17 protein-coding genes and 3 tRNA genes are annotated in these 16,325 nt (G+C 70.6%); 1 reads left to right on the top strand and 19 read right to left on the bottom strand.

The annotated features are described in order from the left end of the window. Nucleotides 1-4: 4 nt before the first annotated feature. The 7 genes from DFQ13_RS08715 to rplJ all read right to left on the bottom strand — a co-directional run bounded on the left by DFQ13_RS08715 (nt 5) and on the right by rplJ (nt 6,403). Nucleotides 5-1,042: an MCE family protein gene (locus tag DFQ13_RS08715; protein ID WP_110079459.1), complete on the bottom strand. Its 1,038-nt coding sequence runs from the start codon at nt 1,040-1,042 to the stop codon at nt 5-7. Further along, the gene (locus DFQ13_RS08710) at nt 1,039-2,406 is read right to left on the bottom strand and encodes an MCE family protein (RefSeq protein WP_052020783.1); all 1,368 of its coding nucleotides are present in this window, start codon (nt 2,404-2,406) and stop codon (nt 1,039-1,041) included. Before DFQ13_RS08710 ends, DFQ13_RS08715 begins: the two co-directional genes overlap by 4 nt. Then, a complete protein-coding gene (locus DFQ13_RS08705) occupies nt 2,403-3,254 on the bottom strand; it encodes an MlaE family ABC transporter permease (protein WP_035279483.1) in 852 nt (283 codons plus the stop codon). The genes DFQ13_RS08710 and DFQ13_RS08705 overlap by 4 nt, the downstream gene beginning before the upstream one ends. A gap of 2 nt (nt 3,255-3,256) precedes the next feature. After that, nucleotides 3,257-4,051 (bottom strand): MlaE family ABC transporter permease, encoded by a 795-nt coding sequence (locus DFQ13_RS08700; RefSeq protein WP_110079702.1) that lies wholly within the window; start codon nt 4,049-4,051, stop codon nt 3,257-3,259. Further along, a complete protein-coding gene (locus DFQ13_RS08695; RefSeq protein WP_233438328.1) occupies nt 4,048-5,184 on the bottom strand; it encodes an ABC transporter ATP-binding protein in 1,137 nt (378 codons plus the stop codon). The genes DFQ13_RS08700 and DFQ13_RS08695 overlap by 4 nt, the downstream gene beginning before the upstream one ends. 211 nt (nt 5,185-5,395) lie before the next feature. After that, nucleotides 5,396-5,782, bottom strand: a complete 387-nt coding sequence (gene rplL, locus DFQ13_RS08690; protein ID WP_035279481.1) for a 50S ribosomal protein L7/L12 — start codon at nt 5,780-5,782, stop codon at nt 5,396-5,398. Between the two features lie 63 nt (nt 5,783-5,845). After that, nucleotides 5,846-6,403 carry a 50S ribosomal protein L10 gene (gene rplJ / locus DFQ13_RS08685; RefSeq protein WP_035279479.1) on the bottom strand — a complete coding sequence of 186 codons (558 nt, stop codon included), beginning with the start codon at nt 6,401-6,403 and terminating at the stop codon, nt 5,846-5,848. A 273-nt stretch (nt 6,404-6,676) separates the two neighbouring features. Between rplJ and DFQ13_RS08680 the strand changes: the two genes are divergently transcribed. After that, nucleotides 6,677-7,447, top strand: coding sequence for a hypothetical protein (locus DFQ13_RS08680; RefSeq protein WP_146241169.1), 771 nt, complete (start codon nt 6,677-6,679; stop codon nt 7,445-7,447). A gap of 71 nt (nt 7,448-7,518) precedes the next feature. Here the strand turns inward: DFQ13_RS08680 and rplA are convergent, their stop codons facing one another. The 12 genes from rplA to DFQ13_RS08620 all read right to left on the bottom strand — a co-directional run bounded on the left by rplA (nt 7,519) and on the right by DFQ13_RS08620 (nt 16,094). Next, the gene (gene rplA / locus DFQ13_RS08675; protein WP_035279477.1) at nt 7,519-8,238 is read right to left on the bottom strand and encodes a 50S ribosomal protein L1; all 720 of its coding nucleotides are present in this window, start codon (nt 8,236-8,238) and stop codon (nt 7,519-7,521) included. A 121-nt stretch (nt 8,239-8,359) separates the two neighbouring features. Continuing rightward, nucleotides 8,360-8,791, bottom strand: a complete 432-nt coding sequence (gene rplK / locus DFQ13_RS08670) for a 50S ribosomal protein L11 (RefSeq protein WP_035279476.1) — start codon at nt 8,789-8,791, stop codon at nt 8,360-8,362. 109 nt (nt 8,792-8,900) lie between these two features. Then, nucleotides 8,901-9,812, bottom strand: a complete 912-nt coding sequence (gene nusG, locus DFQ13_RS08665; RefSeq protein ID WP_110079457.1) for a transcription termination/antitermination protein NusG — start codon at nt 9,810-9,812, stop codon at nt 8,901-8,903. 71 nt (nt 9,813-9,883) lie between these two features. Then, nucleotides 9,884-10,315, bottom strand: coding sequence for a preprotein translocase subunit SecE (gene secE, locus DFQ13_RS08660; protein WP_084175342.1), 432 nt, complete (start codon nt 10,313-10,315; stop codon nt 9,884-9,886). A 76-nt stretch (nt 10,316-10,391) separates the two neighbouring features. Then, a tRNA-Trp gene (locus tag DFQ13_RS08655) sits at nt 10,392-10,464 on the bottom strand. Nucleotides 10,465-10,625: 161 nt separating this feature from the next. Then, entirely contained in the window at nt 10,626-11,732 is a 1,107-nt protein-coding gene (locus DFQ13_RS08650; RefSeq protein ID WP_110079456.1) for an aminotransferase-like domain-containing protein, read from the bottom strand. A 158-nt stretch (nt 11,733-11,890) separates the two neighbouring features. Then, the gene (locus tag DFQ13_RS08645) at nt 11,891-12,283 is read right to left on the bottom strand and encodes a MaoC/PaaZ C-terminal domain-containing protein (RefSeq protein WP_110079701.1); all 393 of its coding nucleotides are present in this window, start codon (nt 12,281-12,283) and stop codon (nt 11,891-11,893) included. A gap of 5 nt (nt 12,284-12,288) precedes the next feature. Continuing rightward, on the bottom strand, nt 12,289-12,744 hold the full coding sequence (locus DFQ13_RS08640) for a MaoC family dehydratase N-terminal domain-containing protein (RefSeq protein ID WP_035279466.1): 456 nt from the start codon (nt 12,742-12,744) through the stop codon (nt 12,289-12,291). Nucleotides 12,745-12,844: 100 nt separating this feature from the next. Further along, a complete protein-coding gene (rpmG, locus tag DFQ13_RS08635; RefSeq protein ID WP_035279464.1) occupies nt 12,845-13,009 on the bottom strand; it encodes a 50S ribosomal protein L33 in 165 nt (54 codons plus the stop codon). Nucleotides 13,010-13,115: 106 nt separating this feature from the next. Further along, nucleotides 13,116-13,188 (bottom strand) — tRNA-Met (locus tag DFQ13_RS08630). 64 nt (nt 13,189-13,252) lie between these two features. Further along, nucleotides 13,253-13,325, bottom strand: a tRNA-Thr gene (locus tag DFQ13_RS08625). 84 nt (nt 13,326-13,409) lie between these two features. Further along, a complete protein-coding gene (locus DFQ13_RS08620; RefSeq protein ID WP_035279462.1) occupies nt 13,410-16,094 on the bottom strand; it encodes a putative bifunctional diguanylate cyclase/phosphodiesterase in 2,685 nt (894 codons plus the stop codon). Nucleotides 16,095-16,325 lie beyond the last annotated feature (231 nt).

Below are 16,325 nucleotides of genomic sequence, written 5' to 3'. Positions count from 1 at the left end.
GGGCTCATGGCGTCGTGCACCTCGGCTGGTTCGCGGGCAGCACCGGGATGTCGATGGGCGTGGTGATCAGGCCGGGGACACCGATCTGACCGGAGGCCGAGCAGAGGAAGAAGTTCAGCCAGGACCCGTAGCTGACCGTCCGGGCCAGCGTCTCGGTCTTCTGCGGCAGGAACTGGATGAACCGCTCCACGGTGGACTCGTCGGCGTTGAGGTTGTCCACCAGCCCGCCCAGCGCGGCGATGTCCTGCCTGAGCGGTTCGCGGGCCTCGGTGAGCAGGCCGGAGGTGGTCGTGGCCAGGCCGCCGAGGGCGTCGATGGCCTCGCCTATCGGCTCGCGGTCCCCGGCCAGGCCGCTCACCAACTGCTGCACCTGCCCGACGAGCTGCCCGAGCTGGTCGCCGCGGGAGTTGATCGCGCCGAGCACCCCGTTCAGGTTGGTGATCACCTCGCCGATCACCCGGTCCTTGTCGGCGAGGGTGGTGGTCAGCGTCGCCGTGTGCGCCAGCAGGTTCTCCACCGTGCCGCCCTCGCCCTGCAGGACCTGGATGACCTCGTAGGACAGCTTGTTGACGTCGTCCGGGGACAGCGCCTGGAACAGCGGCTTGAAGCCGTTGAACAACTGGGTCAGGTCCAGCGCGGGCCGGGTGCGCTCCAGCGGGATCACCCCGTCCGGGTCGAGCACGGCGTTCGGGTCGCCGCCCGCGCCCTGCCCGAGCGCGACGTAGCGCTGCCCGACCAGGTTGCGGAACTTGATCTGCGCGGTGACCGAGGCGGGCAGCCTGCGCCCGGCGGTCACCGAGAACCTGACCTCCGCCTGCTTGCGGTCGGCGATGGCGACCTCCTCCACCTGCCCGGCCCGCACCCCGGAGATCCGGACGTCGTCACCGGGCAGCAGTTGCGTCGCGTCGGTGAAGCGGGCGGTGTAGGTGGTGGTGTCGGACAGGTCGATGTTGGCGATGCTCACCGCGAGCACGCCGGTGGCGGCCACCGTGACGACCATGAAGACCGCCAGCTTGACCAGCGGTGCGACGAGGCCCCTCACTTGAAGCTCACCTCCGTGCCGCGGTAGGCGGGGCCGAGCAGCAGCGCGCTCCAGCTCGGCACCTGTTCGGGCGCCACCCCCAGGTCGGGGGCGAGCAACTGGGCCAGGAAGTCCGCCTCCCCCGGCGAGTTCGCCAGGCCGAGGTCGCCGTCGGCCGGGGCGGACTGCGGGGTGGTGCCGCCGAGGTTGGCGGGCGGGTTGACCCCGTCCTGCTGCGAGCGGGCGACGGGCTTGGGCGAGGTGCCGTCCTGGATCTGGCCGTCCGGCGGGTTCTGCGGGAACGGCGTGGGGAACTGGGTGAAGTCGTAGCAGCGCGGGCCGCGGTCGTCTTCGTAGGCGGGCGTGTCCTTGCCGGGCTCGTACTTGCCGCGGTTGACCGTGACCTCGATGGTGGCGTGCAGGCCGGGCCGGTCGGTGCCCTTGCCGAACACCTTGTCCAGCGTGTCGACGTTGTCGGCCATCATCCCCAGCAGGCACGGGTACTCCGGGGAGTACCGGGCCAGCGCGTCCAGGGTGGGCCGCGAGCTGTCGGCGAGGCGGATCAGGTTGTCCCGGTTGATCCGCAGGAACGACTCCAGGTCCCGCGCGGCGGTGGTGGTCGTGGCGAACAGGCTGTCGAGGTTCGCGCGCTGCTCGGCGACGGTCCGCGAGGTGACGGTCAGGTCGGTGAGCGCCTGCACCAGGTCCGGCGCGGCGTCGCTGTAGGTGTCGGAGACGGTGGCCAACTGGACCAGGTCCTCGCGCAGCCGCGGCAGGTGCGGGTTCAGCTCGCCGACCAGCGAACCCAGGTCGGACAGGGTCTGCCCGAGGGCGTCGCCGCGGCCCGCGAGGGCGGTGGAGATGGCGGTGAGGGTACTGGAGAGCTTCTGCGGCTGCACCGCCTGCAACACCGGGAGCAGGCTCTCGAACGCCTGCTCCAGTTCGACGGCCGCGGTGGAGGTGTCCTGCCGGATGCGGTCGCCGCCGCGCAGCCGGGCGGCGGAGGCGCCGTCGGGGATCTGCAGGGAGACGTAGCGCTCGCCGAACAGCGTCTTGGGCAGGAACCGGGCGGAGACGTCGGCCGGGATGACGTCGATCTTGTCCGGGTCCAGCGCCAGGTCCAGCTCGGCGCCGTCGCGGGTCGGGGTGATGCCGCGGACCTCGCCGACGACCAGCCCGCGCACCTTCACGTCGGAGTGCACCGCGAGCTGGTTGCCGACCTTGTCGGTGGTCAGCGTGACCGAGGCGACCGGGGTGAACGCCTTGTTGTACATGGCGATGCTCAGCGCGACGAGCCCGGCGACGATCAGGATGAACGCCAGCCCGGACAACCTCCGCTTGATGAGCTTGCCCAACCCACCCCGGCTCGTGCTCTGCTGACTCATCCGGCGATCCTCACCGTCGTCGTGGTGCCCCAGATGGCGAAGCCGATGAAGAAGTTGACGATGGCGACGGTGACGATCGTGGTCCGCACCGCCCGCCCCACGGCGATCCCGACGCCCGCCGGGCCGCCACTGGCGTTGTAGCCGTAGTAGCAGTGCGACAGGATGATGATGATCGCGAAGATCAACACCTTGCCGAACGAGTAGAACACGTCCTCCGGCGGCAGGAAGAGGTTGAAGTAGTGGTCGTAGGTCCCGGCCGACTGCCCGTAGAAGTAGACGGTGATCGACCTCGACGCCAGGTACGACGTCAGCAGGCCGATGATGTAGAGCGGGATGACCGCGATGAACCCGGCGATGATCCGGGTGGTCACCAGGAACGGCAGGCTCGGGACCGCCATGACCTCCAACGCGTCGATCTCCTCGGAGATCCGCATCGCGCCGAGCTGCGCGGTGAACCCGGACCCCACCGTCGCCGACAGCGCCAGCCCGGCGACCAGCGGCGCGATCTCCCGGGTGTTGATGTAGGCGGAGGCGAAGCCGGAGAACGCGGCGGTGCCGATCTGGTCCAGCGCGGCGTAGCCCTGCAACCCGACGACCACCCCGGTGAACACGGTCAGCCCCACCATCACCCCGACGGTGCCGCCGATGACCGCCAGCGCGCCGGAGCCGAAGCTGACCTCGGCCAGCAGCCGCATCGTCTCCTTGGTGTAGCGGCGCAGCGCCCGCGGTATCCAGGCCAGCGCGCGCAGGTAGAACGAGAGCTGGTCGCCCAGCTCGTCGAGGACCCCCATCGGGCGGTCGTAGCCCCGCTTGGCGATCCGCTTCGCGGAATCGGCTGCCGAAGCCATGCTCAGCTCCCCTTCGCCGGGACGACCTGGAGGTACACCGCCGTCAGCACGAAGTTGACGAAGAACAGCAGGAGGAACGTGATGACCACGGACTGGTTCACCGCGTCACCCACCCCCTTCGGGCCGCCCTTGGGGTTGAGCCCCCGGTGGGCGGCCACGACCCCGGCGATGAACCCGAAGATCAGCGCCTTCAGCTCGCTGATCCACAGGTCCGAGAGCTGGGCCAGGGCGGAGAAGCTGGCCAGGTACGCGCCCGGCGTGCCGCCCTGGAGCACCACGTTGAAGAAGTAGCCGCCCATCACCCCGACCACGCTGACCAGCCCGTTGAGCAGGACGGCCACCAGCATCGCGGCGAGCACCCTGGGCACGACCAGGCGCTGCACGGCGGAGACGCCAAGCACCTCCATCGCGTCGATCTCCTCGCGGATGGTGCGCGAGCCGATGTCGGCGCAGATCGCCGACCCGCCCGCGCCCGCCACCAGCAGCGCGGTCACCAGCGGCGCCGCCTGCTGGATGATCGCCAGCACGCTCGCCGCGCCGGTGAACGACTGCGCGCCGAGCTGCACGATCAGCGTGCCGAGCTGCAACGCGATGATCGCGCCGAACGGGATGGCGACCAGCGCGGTCGGCAGGATCGTGACGCTGGCGATGAACCAGCACTGCTGGATGAACTCGCGGGTCTGGAACGGCCGCCGGAACGTGTTCACCACGACGTCGATGCCCAGCGCGCACAGCTTGCCCGTCTCGCGCAGCGCCCCGGCGCCGGGGAAGTCGCCGCGGGCGGCCCCGGTGGTCACGGGCGCCCGCCCCCCGGCCACCCCGGCTCGGGCACCCGGGCGATCTCCTGGGTGTCGTGCGGACCCGGCTGGGGCCGCGGCCGCGGCGACGGCTGCGCGACCGGCTGGGCGAAACCGGTGCGGGCGCCGCCGACGCCGTAGTGGCGCCGCTCGTCGTCGGTCAGCGAGGCGATGATGCCCTGCTGGGCCACCGGCGGCAGGGTGTGCAGGATCTTCATGACCCGGTCCTTGCGGCGGCGCTCGCCCTGCCGCGGCGGCAGCCCGGGGGTGGGCACGAGCTGCGGGACCACGCCGCGCATGTCCTCGCCGGTGGTGCCGTCGGCGTGCCCGGCCTCCACGTGCGCCTGCTCGCGGGCCATCTGCGCGGCGTCCTTCTCCTCGGACATGCCGATGGGCCCGAGCCTGCGGCCGTTGAGGAACTGCTCGACCACCGGTTCGTCGCTGGTCAGCAGCACCTCGCGCGGGCCGAACATGACCAGTTCCTTGCGGAAGAGCATCCCCAGGTTGTCCGGCACCGTGCGGGCCAGGTTGATGTTGTGCGTGACGATCAGGATCGTCGCGTCGATCTGGGCGTTGAGGTCGATGAGCAGTTGGCTCAGGTAGGCGGTGCGGACCGGGTCGAGCCCGGAGTCCGGCTCGTCGCACAGGATGATCTCGGGGTCGAGCACCAGCGCCCTGGCCAGGCCCGCGCGCTTGCGCATGCCGCCGGAGATCTCCCCGGGGAGCTTGCCCTCCGCGCCCTGCAGACCGGTGAGGTCGAGCTTCTCCAGCACGATCCGCTTGATCTCGGACTCGGACTTCTTGGTGTGCTCGCGCAGCGGGAAGGCGACGTTGTCGTAGAGGTTCATCGACCCGAACAGCGCGCCGTCCTGGAACAGGACGCCGAAGAGCTTGCGCGTCTCGTAGAGCTTCGCCTCGCTGCAGGTGACGATGTCCACGCCGTTGATCACGCAGCTCCCCCGGTCCGGCTTGAGCAGGCCGATCATCGACTTGAGGAACACCGACTTGCCGGTGCCCGACGGGCCGAGCATCACCGACACCTCACCGGGGGGCAGCGTCAGCGACACGTCCCGCCAGATGGCCTGCTTGCCGAAGGACTTCGTCAGACCCTCGATGACCACCTCGGCGCCCATCGGACCTCCCCGAACCTGTGCTCCGCCGCCCGGCCGCCCGCCGAACCGCGTCAGTGGATGCAACGACGGCGGACCATCCTGGTTACTGCGGGAGTTACCGCCGAGTCGGAAAAGTACTCGGATGGCCCTTGTCCCGCTCGCGGAGGTTGTGCCGGAACGCAAAAAGGCCCGGCACCTGACGGTGCCGGGCCCTTCGGGCTGCTGCGCTGGACTACTTGACGGAGACCTTGGCGCCAGCGGCCTCGAGCTTCTCCTTGGCGGCCTCGGCGGCCTCCTTGTTGACCTTCTCCAGGAGGGCCTTCGGAGCGGCCTCGACCAGCTCCTTGGCCTCCTTCAGGCCCAGGCCCGAGACGACCTCGCGGACGACCTTGATGACCTGGATCTTCTTGTCACCGGCGGCCTCGATGATGACGTCGAACTCGTCCTGCTCCTCGGCGGCCTCGGCCGGGGCGGCACCCGGCGCGGCGGCGGCCACGGCGACGGGGGCGGCGGCGGTGACCTCGAAGGTCTCCTCGAACTGCTTCACGAAGGACGACAGCTCCAGGAGGGTCATCTCCTTGAAGACGTCGAGCAGCTCGTCGGTGCTGAGCTTCGCCATGGTGGCGTTCCTTTCACTAACACACCCGGTCGAACGGGCGCGATGTACTTACCGGGTGGGTGATCAGCTCTCGGCTGGGGCTTCGGCAGCCTCGGCGGCGGGCTCGCCCGCCGCCTTCTTCTCCTGCAGGGCGGCCGCGAGGCGCGCGACCTGCGAGGCGGGGGCCTGGAACAGGCCCGCTGCCTTGGACAGGTTGCCCTTCATCGCACCGGCCAGCTTGGCGAGGAGGACCTCGCGGCTGTCCAGGTCGGCGATCCGGGTGACCTCGTCCACGGACAGCGCGCGGCCGTCCATGTAGCCGCCCTTGACGACCAGGCCCTTGTTGTCCTTCGCGAAGTCGCGAATGGCCTTGGCCGCGTCGACCGGCTCACCGGTGACGAACGCGATGGCGGTCGGACCGACGAAGAGGGACTCGAGGCCCTCCACGCCCGCGTCCTCGGCCGCCCGCTTCACCAGGGTGTTCTTGGCGACGCGGTAGGACGAGCCGGAGCCGAGGGCGCGCCGCAGCGTGGTGAGCTGCGCCACGGTGAGGCCGCTGTACTCGGTCACGACGGCAGCCGAGCTGGTGCGGAACTTGTCCGCGATCTCGGCGACGGCGTTGACCTTGTCAGGCTTCGCCATGGGACGCCTCCTCTCGTGTGCATGGGGTTGCGCCGGCATCACGAGGGCCCTGGAACGCACGAACGCCCCGGCGCGGGAGCGGCACGGGGCGTGGCAGCGCGCGGGGCGCTGCGTCTTCCTCGTTCCCCCTGCGCGGGCCGCCCACATCCGGGGCCTTCGTCCTGCGCGGCCCTGGCGGGCAGCGCGGGAAACCAGCGGTCTTCGGTAGAACTCCCCGAAGAGTACGCGCCCGGCTGTCGACTCTCCAAATCGGGTCACGGCAGAATGGTCGACGTGGCCGACAACCAGCAGTCAGGACCCGGCGACCCCGAGTCGAGGCCGCCCGCCGTGCGCCCGCAGGCGCCGCCCCCGGCGACGCCGGGCGCGACCCCGCCCGCCCAGCCCCTGAGCGCGGAGGAAGCCGAGCGCTGGCGGCAGTTCCAGGAGTTCCAGCGCTTCCAGGAGTTCCGGGACTCCTCGCGGTTCGGCGAGGCCCCCGAACCGGACAGGCCGCGCCGCCGGGGCAGGCCGGTGTGGAAGAAGCTGCTGCTGTCCAAGTGGCTGCGCAGGCTGGCTTTCCTCCTGGTGGTGGTCCTGGCGGCGAACTGGGCCTACGAGAAGTACTTCGGCAACCCGGACGAGAGCCTCCCGGCCTCGGTGACCGGTGGCTTCAAGACCGAGCGCACGGTCCTGTTCGCCACCGACCCGAAGGAGGCCATCCGCGCCTTCTACGACAACGTCGCCCAGGAGACCCTCCCCGACGCCTGCACCCGGTTCGAGACCGAGGCGGTGGAGCGGTCGTTCGCGAACCACTTCAACGCCCCCGACTGCGCCACCGCGGTGCGGCGGCTGCACGCGGAGGTGACCGGCAAGAACGACTACGCCGAGGTGTACTTCCCCACCGACGTCAGCCTCGCCCCGGGTCCGGACGGGACGGTGGTGGTCAGCTCCTGCGACCTGGAGGTCAGCGCGGGTCCCCGCCTCGGCCGCTTCACGATCAAGGTCATCGGGGGTTCGCGCGGCGACCAGTGGACCATCTCCCGGCACGAGCGCGAGACCTGCTGAGGCGGGGCCCGACGACGGACGAGGGCGGCCCCGCCGAAGCGGGACCGCCCTCGTTCGTCGGGAGGGGAGGCTCAGACAGCCGCCTCGTCCTCCAGCAGGTTGCGGGTGCGCGACGGGTCGACCGGGATGCCGGGGCCCATCGTGGTGGAGAAGGTGATCTTCTTCAGGAAGCGGCCCTTCGCGGCCGACGGCTTGGCCCGCAGGACCTCGTCCAGCGCGGCGGCGTAGTTCTCGACCAGCTTCTCCTTGTCGAAGGAGACCTTGCCGATGACCAGGTGCAGGTTGGCCTGCTTGTCCACCCGGAAGTTGATCTTGCCGCCCTTGATCTCGTTGACGGCCTTGGTCACGTCCGGGGTGACGGTGCCGGTCTTCGGGTTCGGCATCAGGCCGCGCGGGCCCAGGATGCGGGCGATCCGGCCGACCTTGGCCATCTGGTCCGGGGTGGCGATCGCGGCGTCGAAGTCGAGCCAGCCGCCCTGAATCCGCTCGATCAGGTCCTCGGCGCCCACGGCGTCGGCACCGGCGGCCTCGGCCTCGGCGGCCTTGTCGCCGGTGGCGAAGACGATGACGCGGGCGGTCTTGCCGGTGCCGTGCGGCAGGTTGACCGTGCCGCGGACCATCTGGTCGGCCTTGCGGGGGTCCACGCCGAGCCGGATGGCGACCTCGACGGTCGCGTCCAGCTTCACCTTGGAGGTGTCCTTGGCGAGGTTGGCCGCCTCGAGCGGGCTGTAGAGCCGCTCGCGGTCGATCAGCTCCGCCGCCTGACGGTATGCCTTGCTGCGCTTTGCCATTGCTGTTCCTCTGGTAAGTCCTGGAGTGCGGTTCCGGTCAGGAAGGCGAACCGGCGTCCGCTGATCAGTTGTGGTGCGAGCCGCGCTCGGCCCTCCCACGTCGGTGCTGGTGGAGCTGGTCCTACTCGACCGTGATGCCCATCGAGCGGGCGGTGCCCGCGATGATCTTGGCGGCCTGGTCGATGTCGACCGCGTTCAGGTCGGCCTTCTTGGTCTCGGCGATCTCGCGCACCTGGTCCCAGGTCACCTTGGCGACCTTCTTGGTGTGCGGCTCCGGCGAGCCCTTCTCCACCCCGGCGGCCTTGAGCAGCAGCTTCGCCGCGGGCGGGGTCTTGAGCTTGAAGTCGAACGAGCGGTCCTCGAACACGGAGATCTCGACCGGCACGACCTGCCCGCGCTGCGACTCGGTCGCGGCGTTGTAGGCCTTGCAGAACTCCATGATGTTGACGCCGTGCTGGCCCAGCGCGGGGCCGACCGGCGGGGCCGGGTTGGCCAGGCCCGCCTTGATCTGCAGCTTGATGATCGCTGCGAGCTTCTTCTTCTTGGGTGGCATTTCCGTGCTTCCTGTTTCCATCGGGAGTGGCCAGGTACGGCCACAGGGTCCGCACCCGGCGAATGGCTGCGCCGGGTGCGGCCGTCCGTCCCCGCGGGCGGGGAGCGGATCAGATCTTGGAGACCTGGGTGAACGACAGCTCGACCGGGGTCTCCCGGCCGAAGATCGACACCAGGACCTTCAGCTTCTGCCCGTCGGCGTTGACCTCGCTGATCGTGGCGGGCAGCGTGGCGAACGGGCCGTCCATGACGGTGACCGACTCGCCGACCTCGAAGTCCACCTCGACCGCGGGACCGCGGGACGCGGTGCCCGAGGAGCCCTTGGCCTTGTCCGGCTTGGCCTCCTCGACCCGAGGGAGGAGGAACTTCAGCACCTCGTCGATGGTCAGCGGCGACGGCTTGGAGGTCGCGCCGACGAAACCGGTGACCCCGGGGGTGTTGCGGACCGCGGACCAGGAGGCGTCGTTGAGCTCCATCCGGACCAGGATGTAGCCGGGCAGCACCTTGCGCTGCACCTGCTTGCGCTGGCCGTTCTTGATCTCGGTGACCTCTTCGGTCGGCACCTCGACCTGGAAGATGAACTCCTCCTGGTCGAGGGTCTGGATGCGGGTCTCGAGGTTGGTCTTGACCTTGTTCTCGTAACCCGCGTAGGAGTGCACGACGTACCAGTCGCCGGGGGCCGCGCGCAGCGCGTCGCGCATCTCGGCGACCGGGTCGGCGGGCGGGGCGTCGATCGGGGTCTCGTCGACCACCGCACCGTCAGCGGCCTCGGTCTCGGCGGCCTCGGACTCGAGGTCCCCGGTGTCGGAGTCCTCGGTGTCGGAGTCCGCCTCGTCGGAGTCGTCCGCGTCGTCGGCGTCCGCGCTGTCGGCCTCGTCGGTGCCGTCGGCCTCATCGGCGCTGTCGGTCTCGGTGGAGTCCACCGCGTCCGCGTCGGACTCGGTGTCCTTGGCCGCGAAGACCTCGTCGTCGGTGAGGGCGGACAGGCCGCTCCCGTCGGCGGCGCCGTTCTCGGAGGTCACAGTTGGTCTCGCTTCCTTTCGTACATCACGTCCCCAGCCCGTTCCGACCGGCGCACCCAGCGGGCGCGGGCTCAGCCGAACAGCCAGAAAACGCCCTTGCCGAGGAGGAGGTCGAGGCCCGAGACCAGCGCCACCATGAAGGCGACGAACACCAGCACCACGGCGGTGTAGGTGATCAGTTGCTTGCGCGTGGGCCAGATGACCTTGCGCAGCTCGGAGACGACCTCGCGGAGGAACCGGGCGATGCGCGCGAAGAAGGACACCTTCTCGGCCTTGCGCTCCCGGCTGGGGGTCGCGCGGCCCTTCTTGTCCTTCGCGTCGGCCGCGTCGGTCTTGCCCGCGGGGCGGACCGCCTTGACCCGCTCGGTCTTGGGGTCGACGTCCTTGCCCGTGGAGGCAGCGGCGGCGGGCCGGGCGGTGCCGCGGCGTTCCCGCCGGGAAGCGGCGGTGGACGGACGAGAGGGGCGCTCCTGCCCCTCTTCCCGCTCCTTGTCCTCGGCCACGCCATCCTCCACTCGGTGTGTTCTGTTCGCCCGGGCCGGTCGAGTCGAGGACTCGGGCCGGACCGGGCGACAAACGCAGGGGCGACAGGAATCGAACCTGCAACCTGCGGTTTTGGAGACCGCTGCTCTGCCAATTGAGCTACGCCCCTGTGCAGCCTCGCGACTGCGTGGTGCGAACGCACCCGATCGACCCCCACCTTACCGCTCGCGCGGACCAGCGTGGGCGATCAAGCCGTCCCAAGCACGAGAGCATACGGTACCCGGGAGTGGGTCTCGCAACCGAGGCCCACATCCCGGGTGACCGGTGCTCTCAGCCCGCGGCGACCTGCAGCGAGCGCAGCGCCTCGGCGAGGCGGCCGACGCCCTCGGCGATCTGGTCGGCGCGCACCCCGGAGTAGGCCAGGCGCATGGTCGACGCGCCACCCTCCAGCAGGAAGTCGGTGCCCTTGACGAAGGTCACCCCGCGCTCCTCGGCGGCGGGCAGCAGCCGCGCCACGTCGACGCCCTCGGGCAGCTCGACCCACATGAAGTAGCCGCCCTCGGGGGCGGTGAACTTCGCCTCCGGGAGCTGCTCGGCCAGCGCGGCGCACAGCGTCGCGACCCGCTCGGCCAGGGCCGCGTTGACCTTGGCGATCGACCGGTCGAGGCCGCCGTCGACGCAGAACTGGTAGACCACGGCCTGGGCGAACATGTTGGGCGAGATGTAGGTGTTGGTCGCCCGCGCCCGCACCCGCGCCACCAGCTCCTTGGGGCCGACGATGTAGCCGACGCGCACGCCGGGGGCCACCGTCTTGGAGAACGAGCTGGCGTAGACGACCCGGCCGCGGCCCTCGTCGAGCTCCAGCATGGTCGGCAGCGGCTCACCGGCGAACCGGATCTGCGCGTACGGGTCGTCCTCGAAGACGACGAAGTCGTACTGCTCGGCCAGCTCCAGCAGGCGCTTGCGCTTGGCCAGGCTCAGCGTGTAGCCTGCCGGGTTCTGGAAGTTGGGGATGATGTGCGCGAACGTCGGGCGCAGGCCCCCGTCGAGCAGGGCGGCCAGCTCCTCGGTGTCGATGCCGTCGAGGTCCAGCGCCACCGGCCGCACGTCGGCGCCGCGCTCGCGCAGGCCCAGCAGGGTGCGGTCGTAGGTGGGCCGCTCCACCACGACCGGGCTGCCGGAGACGACGAGCTGGTCGAACAGGAACGCGTCGGCCTGCATCGAGCCGTTGGTGACCAGCACCTGGTCCTCGGCCACGCCGTGCCGCTCGGCGAGCAGCTTGCGCAGCGGGGGGTAGCCGATCGCGGTGCCGTAGCCGAGGGCGCCGCCGGGGTCTTGGGTGAGCGCCGCGTCCGTGGCGGCCTTGAGGCCTGCCACGTCGATGATGTCGAGGGAGGGGGCGCCGCGGGCGAAGGAGATGAGGTCGGATGCCGTCACCCGGGCGAATGTAGTCCCGTCCCACCAGGGCTGGGCGAGTGGGCCGCATTACCCGACACACCCCCGGTTTGGCCAGCCCGGGACGACAAATGTTGCGGGCGTCCCCCTGGCGACCGGAGCAATTCCGGCGGCCGGGCAGGTGTCCGGCCGCCGGGGGCTCAGGGGCGGACGATCGCGATGGCCTTGCCGAGCACGGTCCGGCCGTCGAACCGGGCGGTGATGTCGATGCGCAGGTCGCCGTTGTCGAGCACCGCGCCGACCTTGGCGCTCAGCTCCACCAGGGCGCCCTTGTCGTCGTCCGGGACGACCACGGGCCGGGTGAACCGGGCGCTGTAGCTGACCAGCGTGCCCACCCGGGCCTCGGTGACGACGCGACCGGCGACGCCCATGGTCAGCATCCCGTGCGCGATGACGTCCGGGAGGCCGACCTCCTTGGCGAAGCGCTCGTTCCAGTGGATCGGGTTGTGGTCGAGCGCCGCGCCCGCGTACCGGACCAGGTCGGCCCTGGTCAGCCGGACCTGCAGCGGCGGCAACTCGGCGCCCTTCTCCAGCGCGCTCACGAGTCGACTCCCGCGTCCCGCACGACCAACTGCGCCGTGCCGGTGACCCTGGGCTCGCCCGACTCGGTGGTGATCTCCGCCCGGAGCACGATGAAGTCGTTGCCCGCCCGGCTCATGATGCTCTGCACCGATCCCACCGCGACCAGCCGGTCCCCGGCCACGACGGGCCGGTGGTACTCGAAGCTCTGGTCCCCGTGCACCATCCGGCCGTAGTCGAGCCCCAGCTTGGGGTCGGACACGATGGTGTTGATGAGTTCGAGGTTCAGGATGGTGGTGAACGTCGGCGGTGCCACCACGTCCGGGAAGCCCGCGGCGCGCGCGGCCTCCGGGTCGCGGTGCACGGGATCGGTGTCGCCGATCGCGTCCACGAACTCCTTGATCTTCGCCCGCCCCACCTCGTACACGGGCGACGGCGGGTAGGTACGCCCCACAAACGACTGGTCGAGTGCCACGGGAGCACCTTAGTCAGGCGCGCTTGAAAACGACCAAAGCCGCCCTACCGAGGTAGGACGGCTCAGTCAGCCAACCAGGGGGCCCGTGGGGCCCGGTGGGTCAGCGGGTCTCCTTGTGCAGCTTGTGCGCGCCGCAGTTCGGGCAGAACTTCTTCATCTCCAGGCGGTCCGGGTCGTTGCGCCGGTTCTTCTTGGTGATGTAGTTGCGGTGCTTGCAGCTCTCACACGCGAGCGTGATCTTCGGCCGCACGTCAGTAGAAGCCACAGCGATGCCTTTCGTAACCGATGACCGCCCTGCGGGCGGGGAGGCCTGGTCCACGGCGTGGACCGGGTCTCAAGGATGCGAGGGGCGAACCCCTCGGTCTATCGCGTAGCGACGGCCGGACTTGAACCGGCGACACAACGATTATGAGCCGTTTGCTCTACCAACTGAGCTACGCCGCTATGACATGGTTCAAGCCGCGACACACCGCGAAAATTCCCGGTGCAACCGCGGCTTCAACCGTCGAGCCCCTTTACGGAATCGAACCGTAGACCTTCTCCTTACCATGGAGACGCTCTGCCGACTGAGCTAAAGGGGCTGGTCTGGCTCCTGCCGCCTGGTTTCCCTGGCGACGCGGGTAACCATACACAACGGTGTCGCAGGGTCAAAACCGGGGGGTCCCTTACGACAACAGGGTCAGCACGGTCTCGTCGCGCAAGCCCCTGGCCTGCGTCGTTCGGGCTTGGAGCCACGCCTCCAGCCTGCTCTCCGACAGCGGGCGGGAGATCAGGTAGCCCTGCGCCACGTCGCAGCCCATCGCGGCCAACTGGTCGCGGGCGGCGTCGTCCTCCACGCCCTCGGCCACCACGATCAGGCCCAGCGAGTGGCCCAGCTCGACGATGGAGCGGACCACGGCGAGGTCGCCGAGGTCGGTGCCCATGCCGAGCACGAAGCTCTTGTCGATCTTCACCTCGTCCACCGGGAGCTGGCGCAGGTAGGCCAGCGACGAGTAGCCGGTGCCGAAGTCGTCGACCGCCAGCGTCACGCCCAGGGTGTGCAACCGGCGCAGCACCGGCAGGGCGCGCTGCGGGTCGGCCATCACCCCGGACTCGGTCAGCTCCAGGGTCAGCAGCTCCGGCGGCACCTGGTGGCGCTCCAGCGCCTCGGCGACGCGGTCGGGGAAGTTCGGGTCGTCCAGGCTGCGCACCGACAGGTTCACCGCGGCGGCGATCCGCAGCCCGCGGTCGAGCCACTTGCGCACCCGGATCAGCGACTGGTCCATGACGAACCCGGTCAGCGCGTCCACCAGCCCGGCGGCCTCCACGGCGGGCACGAACTCGTCCGGGTCGAGCCTGCCGAACTCCGGGTGCCGCCAGCGCACCAGCGCCTCGACGCCGAGCACCTGGCGGCTCGGCAGCGCCACCTTCGGCTGGTAGTGCACCTTCACCTGCCCGGTCTCCAGCGCCTGGCGGAACTGGGTGACCAACTGGAAGCGGCGCAGGAAGATCTGGCCCATCGTGGGCAGGTAGACCCGCACGTTCTCGCCGCTGGAACGGGCCGCGCGCAGCGCCACGTCGGCGCGCTGCAACAGCGCGTCGACGTCGAGTTCGAGCGCGTCCTCCGCGTCGGTGCCGACCGTGCGCGGGGTGGAGTAGCCGACCACGGAGCTGGCCTCGACGGTCAGCCGGTCGACCGGGTAGGAGGCGGCGAGCCCGGAGCGCAGCCGCTCGGCGACCCGGTGCGCCTCCTCGGGGGTGGTCTCGGCCAGCAGCACGGCGAACTGGCCGCCCTCCAGCCGGGCCAGCGCCACGTCCGGGCCGAGCGCGTCGCGCAGCCGCCTGCCCGCGGCCACCACCATCCGGTCGCTCCAGGCGTAGCCGAGGGCGTCGCTGACGGTGGAGAGCACGTCGAGGTCGATGCGCAGCACGACCGAGTCGGGGTGCTGGCGGATGGGCTCCCCGGCGGCGCGGCGGAAGCCGGGCCGGTTGAGCAGGCCGGTCAGGGGGTCGTGGTAGGCGTCGTGGCGCAGGGTGGCGAGCAGCCTGCGGTTGTCCATGGCGGTGGCGAGGTGGCTGGCCATGGTGCCGATGAGCCGGGTGTCGGCCTGGCCGAAGCCGCGCCACCGCGACAGCTTGTCGTGCGCCTCGACCACGCCGAGCAGGTGGCTGGCGCTGCGCAGCGGCACCACCAGCGCCTCCTCGGCGTCGCGGCGCAGCAGGGCGTGGCGCACCTCGGGGACCGCGTCGCCGCGGCGGAAGTGGCGCACGTGCGAGCCGGGCAGCCGCAGCAGGGCGTCCGCCTTGGGCCCGGTCGCCTCGAGGTCGTACATCTCGCCGGGCAGGTCGGTGCCGGAGACCACGGTGTGCAGCGGGAGCTGCGGGTCGAACCGCAGCCGCAGAACCACCCTGGCGGCGCCGAGCTGGTCCTTGATCCGCTCGGCGATGACCTGCCACTCGTCGGGGTCGGTCACCTCGGCGACCTCGTTCGGGTCGGCCAGCCCCATCGAGGGCTTCGCCGCGGCCTGGTGCCCGGAGCGGGCGACGATCAGGCTGACCTCCGAGAGCGCCTCCAGGTCCCGCTGCTCGCGCAGCAGCCCGGAGTAGGCGATGTAGAGCGCGGCCAGCCCGCCCATGGCCAGCACCAGCAGCGGCCACCCGGCCTCGGCGTGCATGACGACCTGGTAGCCGACGACGCCGGTGGAGGCGTTGACCAGGCCGAGGACCAGGGTGCGCAGGACGAGCCGGACCGCGGCGCCCAGCCGCATCCGGCGGCCGAGGACGCGCACGCAGACCAGGGCCAGCAGGGTGCTCGACAGCGGGGCGGCCAGCGCACCGGCGAGCACGCCGGTCCAGCTCGGCCCGACCCCGGCGAGCCAGCGGTTGACGAACCCGAACACGGCGAAGGCGCTGACGATCTCGAAGACCATGGCGCCCGCGTTGTAGAGGATGCGGTCCTGCACCCGGCGGACCAGCAGCGTGCCGACGCCCGCGACCAGGTGCGCGGCCAGCACCACCTCGAACGGGGCCACGAACAGCCCGATGACCAGGGGGATCTCGGAGAAGGAGATCGACCAGGACACGCCGCTGCGCACGTCGATGTTGATGCCGAGCTGCTCGGCGACCAGGAAGCCCAGCGCCAGCAGCAGCCCGATCCAGATCACCTGCGCCCCGCCGGAGGGCATCGACCACGGCGACACCAGCGCGGCCGCGACCAGGGAGGAGGTGAGGACCAGGACGGAGAAGACCAGGAACCGCCGATTCGGCGGGGGCTCCTCGGACGCCCACTGCTGCCCCTCGTCCGGGGTGTCGGCAGTGGTGCTCACCGCGGGCAGTTGGCCGGGAGCGGCCCCGCCATGGTGGTCCGACATTTAACCTCCTCGGACGGCCGGTGGATGGCCCTGCTGACCACCCCCGCGCATGGCGAGTCCCCCGACGGCGAGCCGACTGTACCCCGATCAGGCGAAACTGGCACGTGTGCTAGTTACTCGTGGACACCAAGTTCAGGCGTCCGCCCACCGCTCGACAGCCCGCCGAACCCGGTTTTCGCTCACCCCCGCAACACCACCGGACCGCTGTCGAGCACTCCCGGCACGTTCTCG

Source organism: Actinokineospora spheciospongiae, assembly GCF_003182415.1.
GTDB lineage: Bacteria > Actinomycetota > Actinomycetes > Mycobacteriales > Pseudonocardiaceae > Actinokineospora > Actinokineospora spheciospongiae.
Note: the sequence above shows the minus strand (reverse complement) of the source record. Positions and strands in the feature narration are given on the sequence as shown.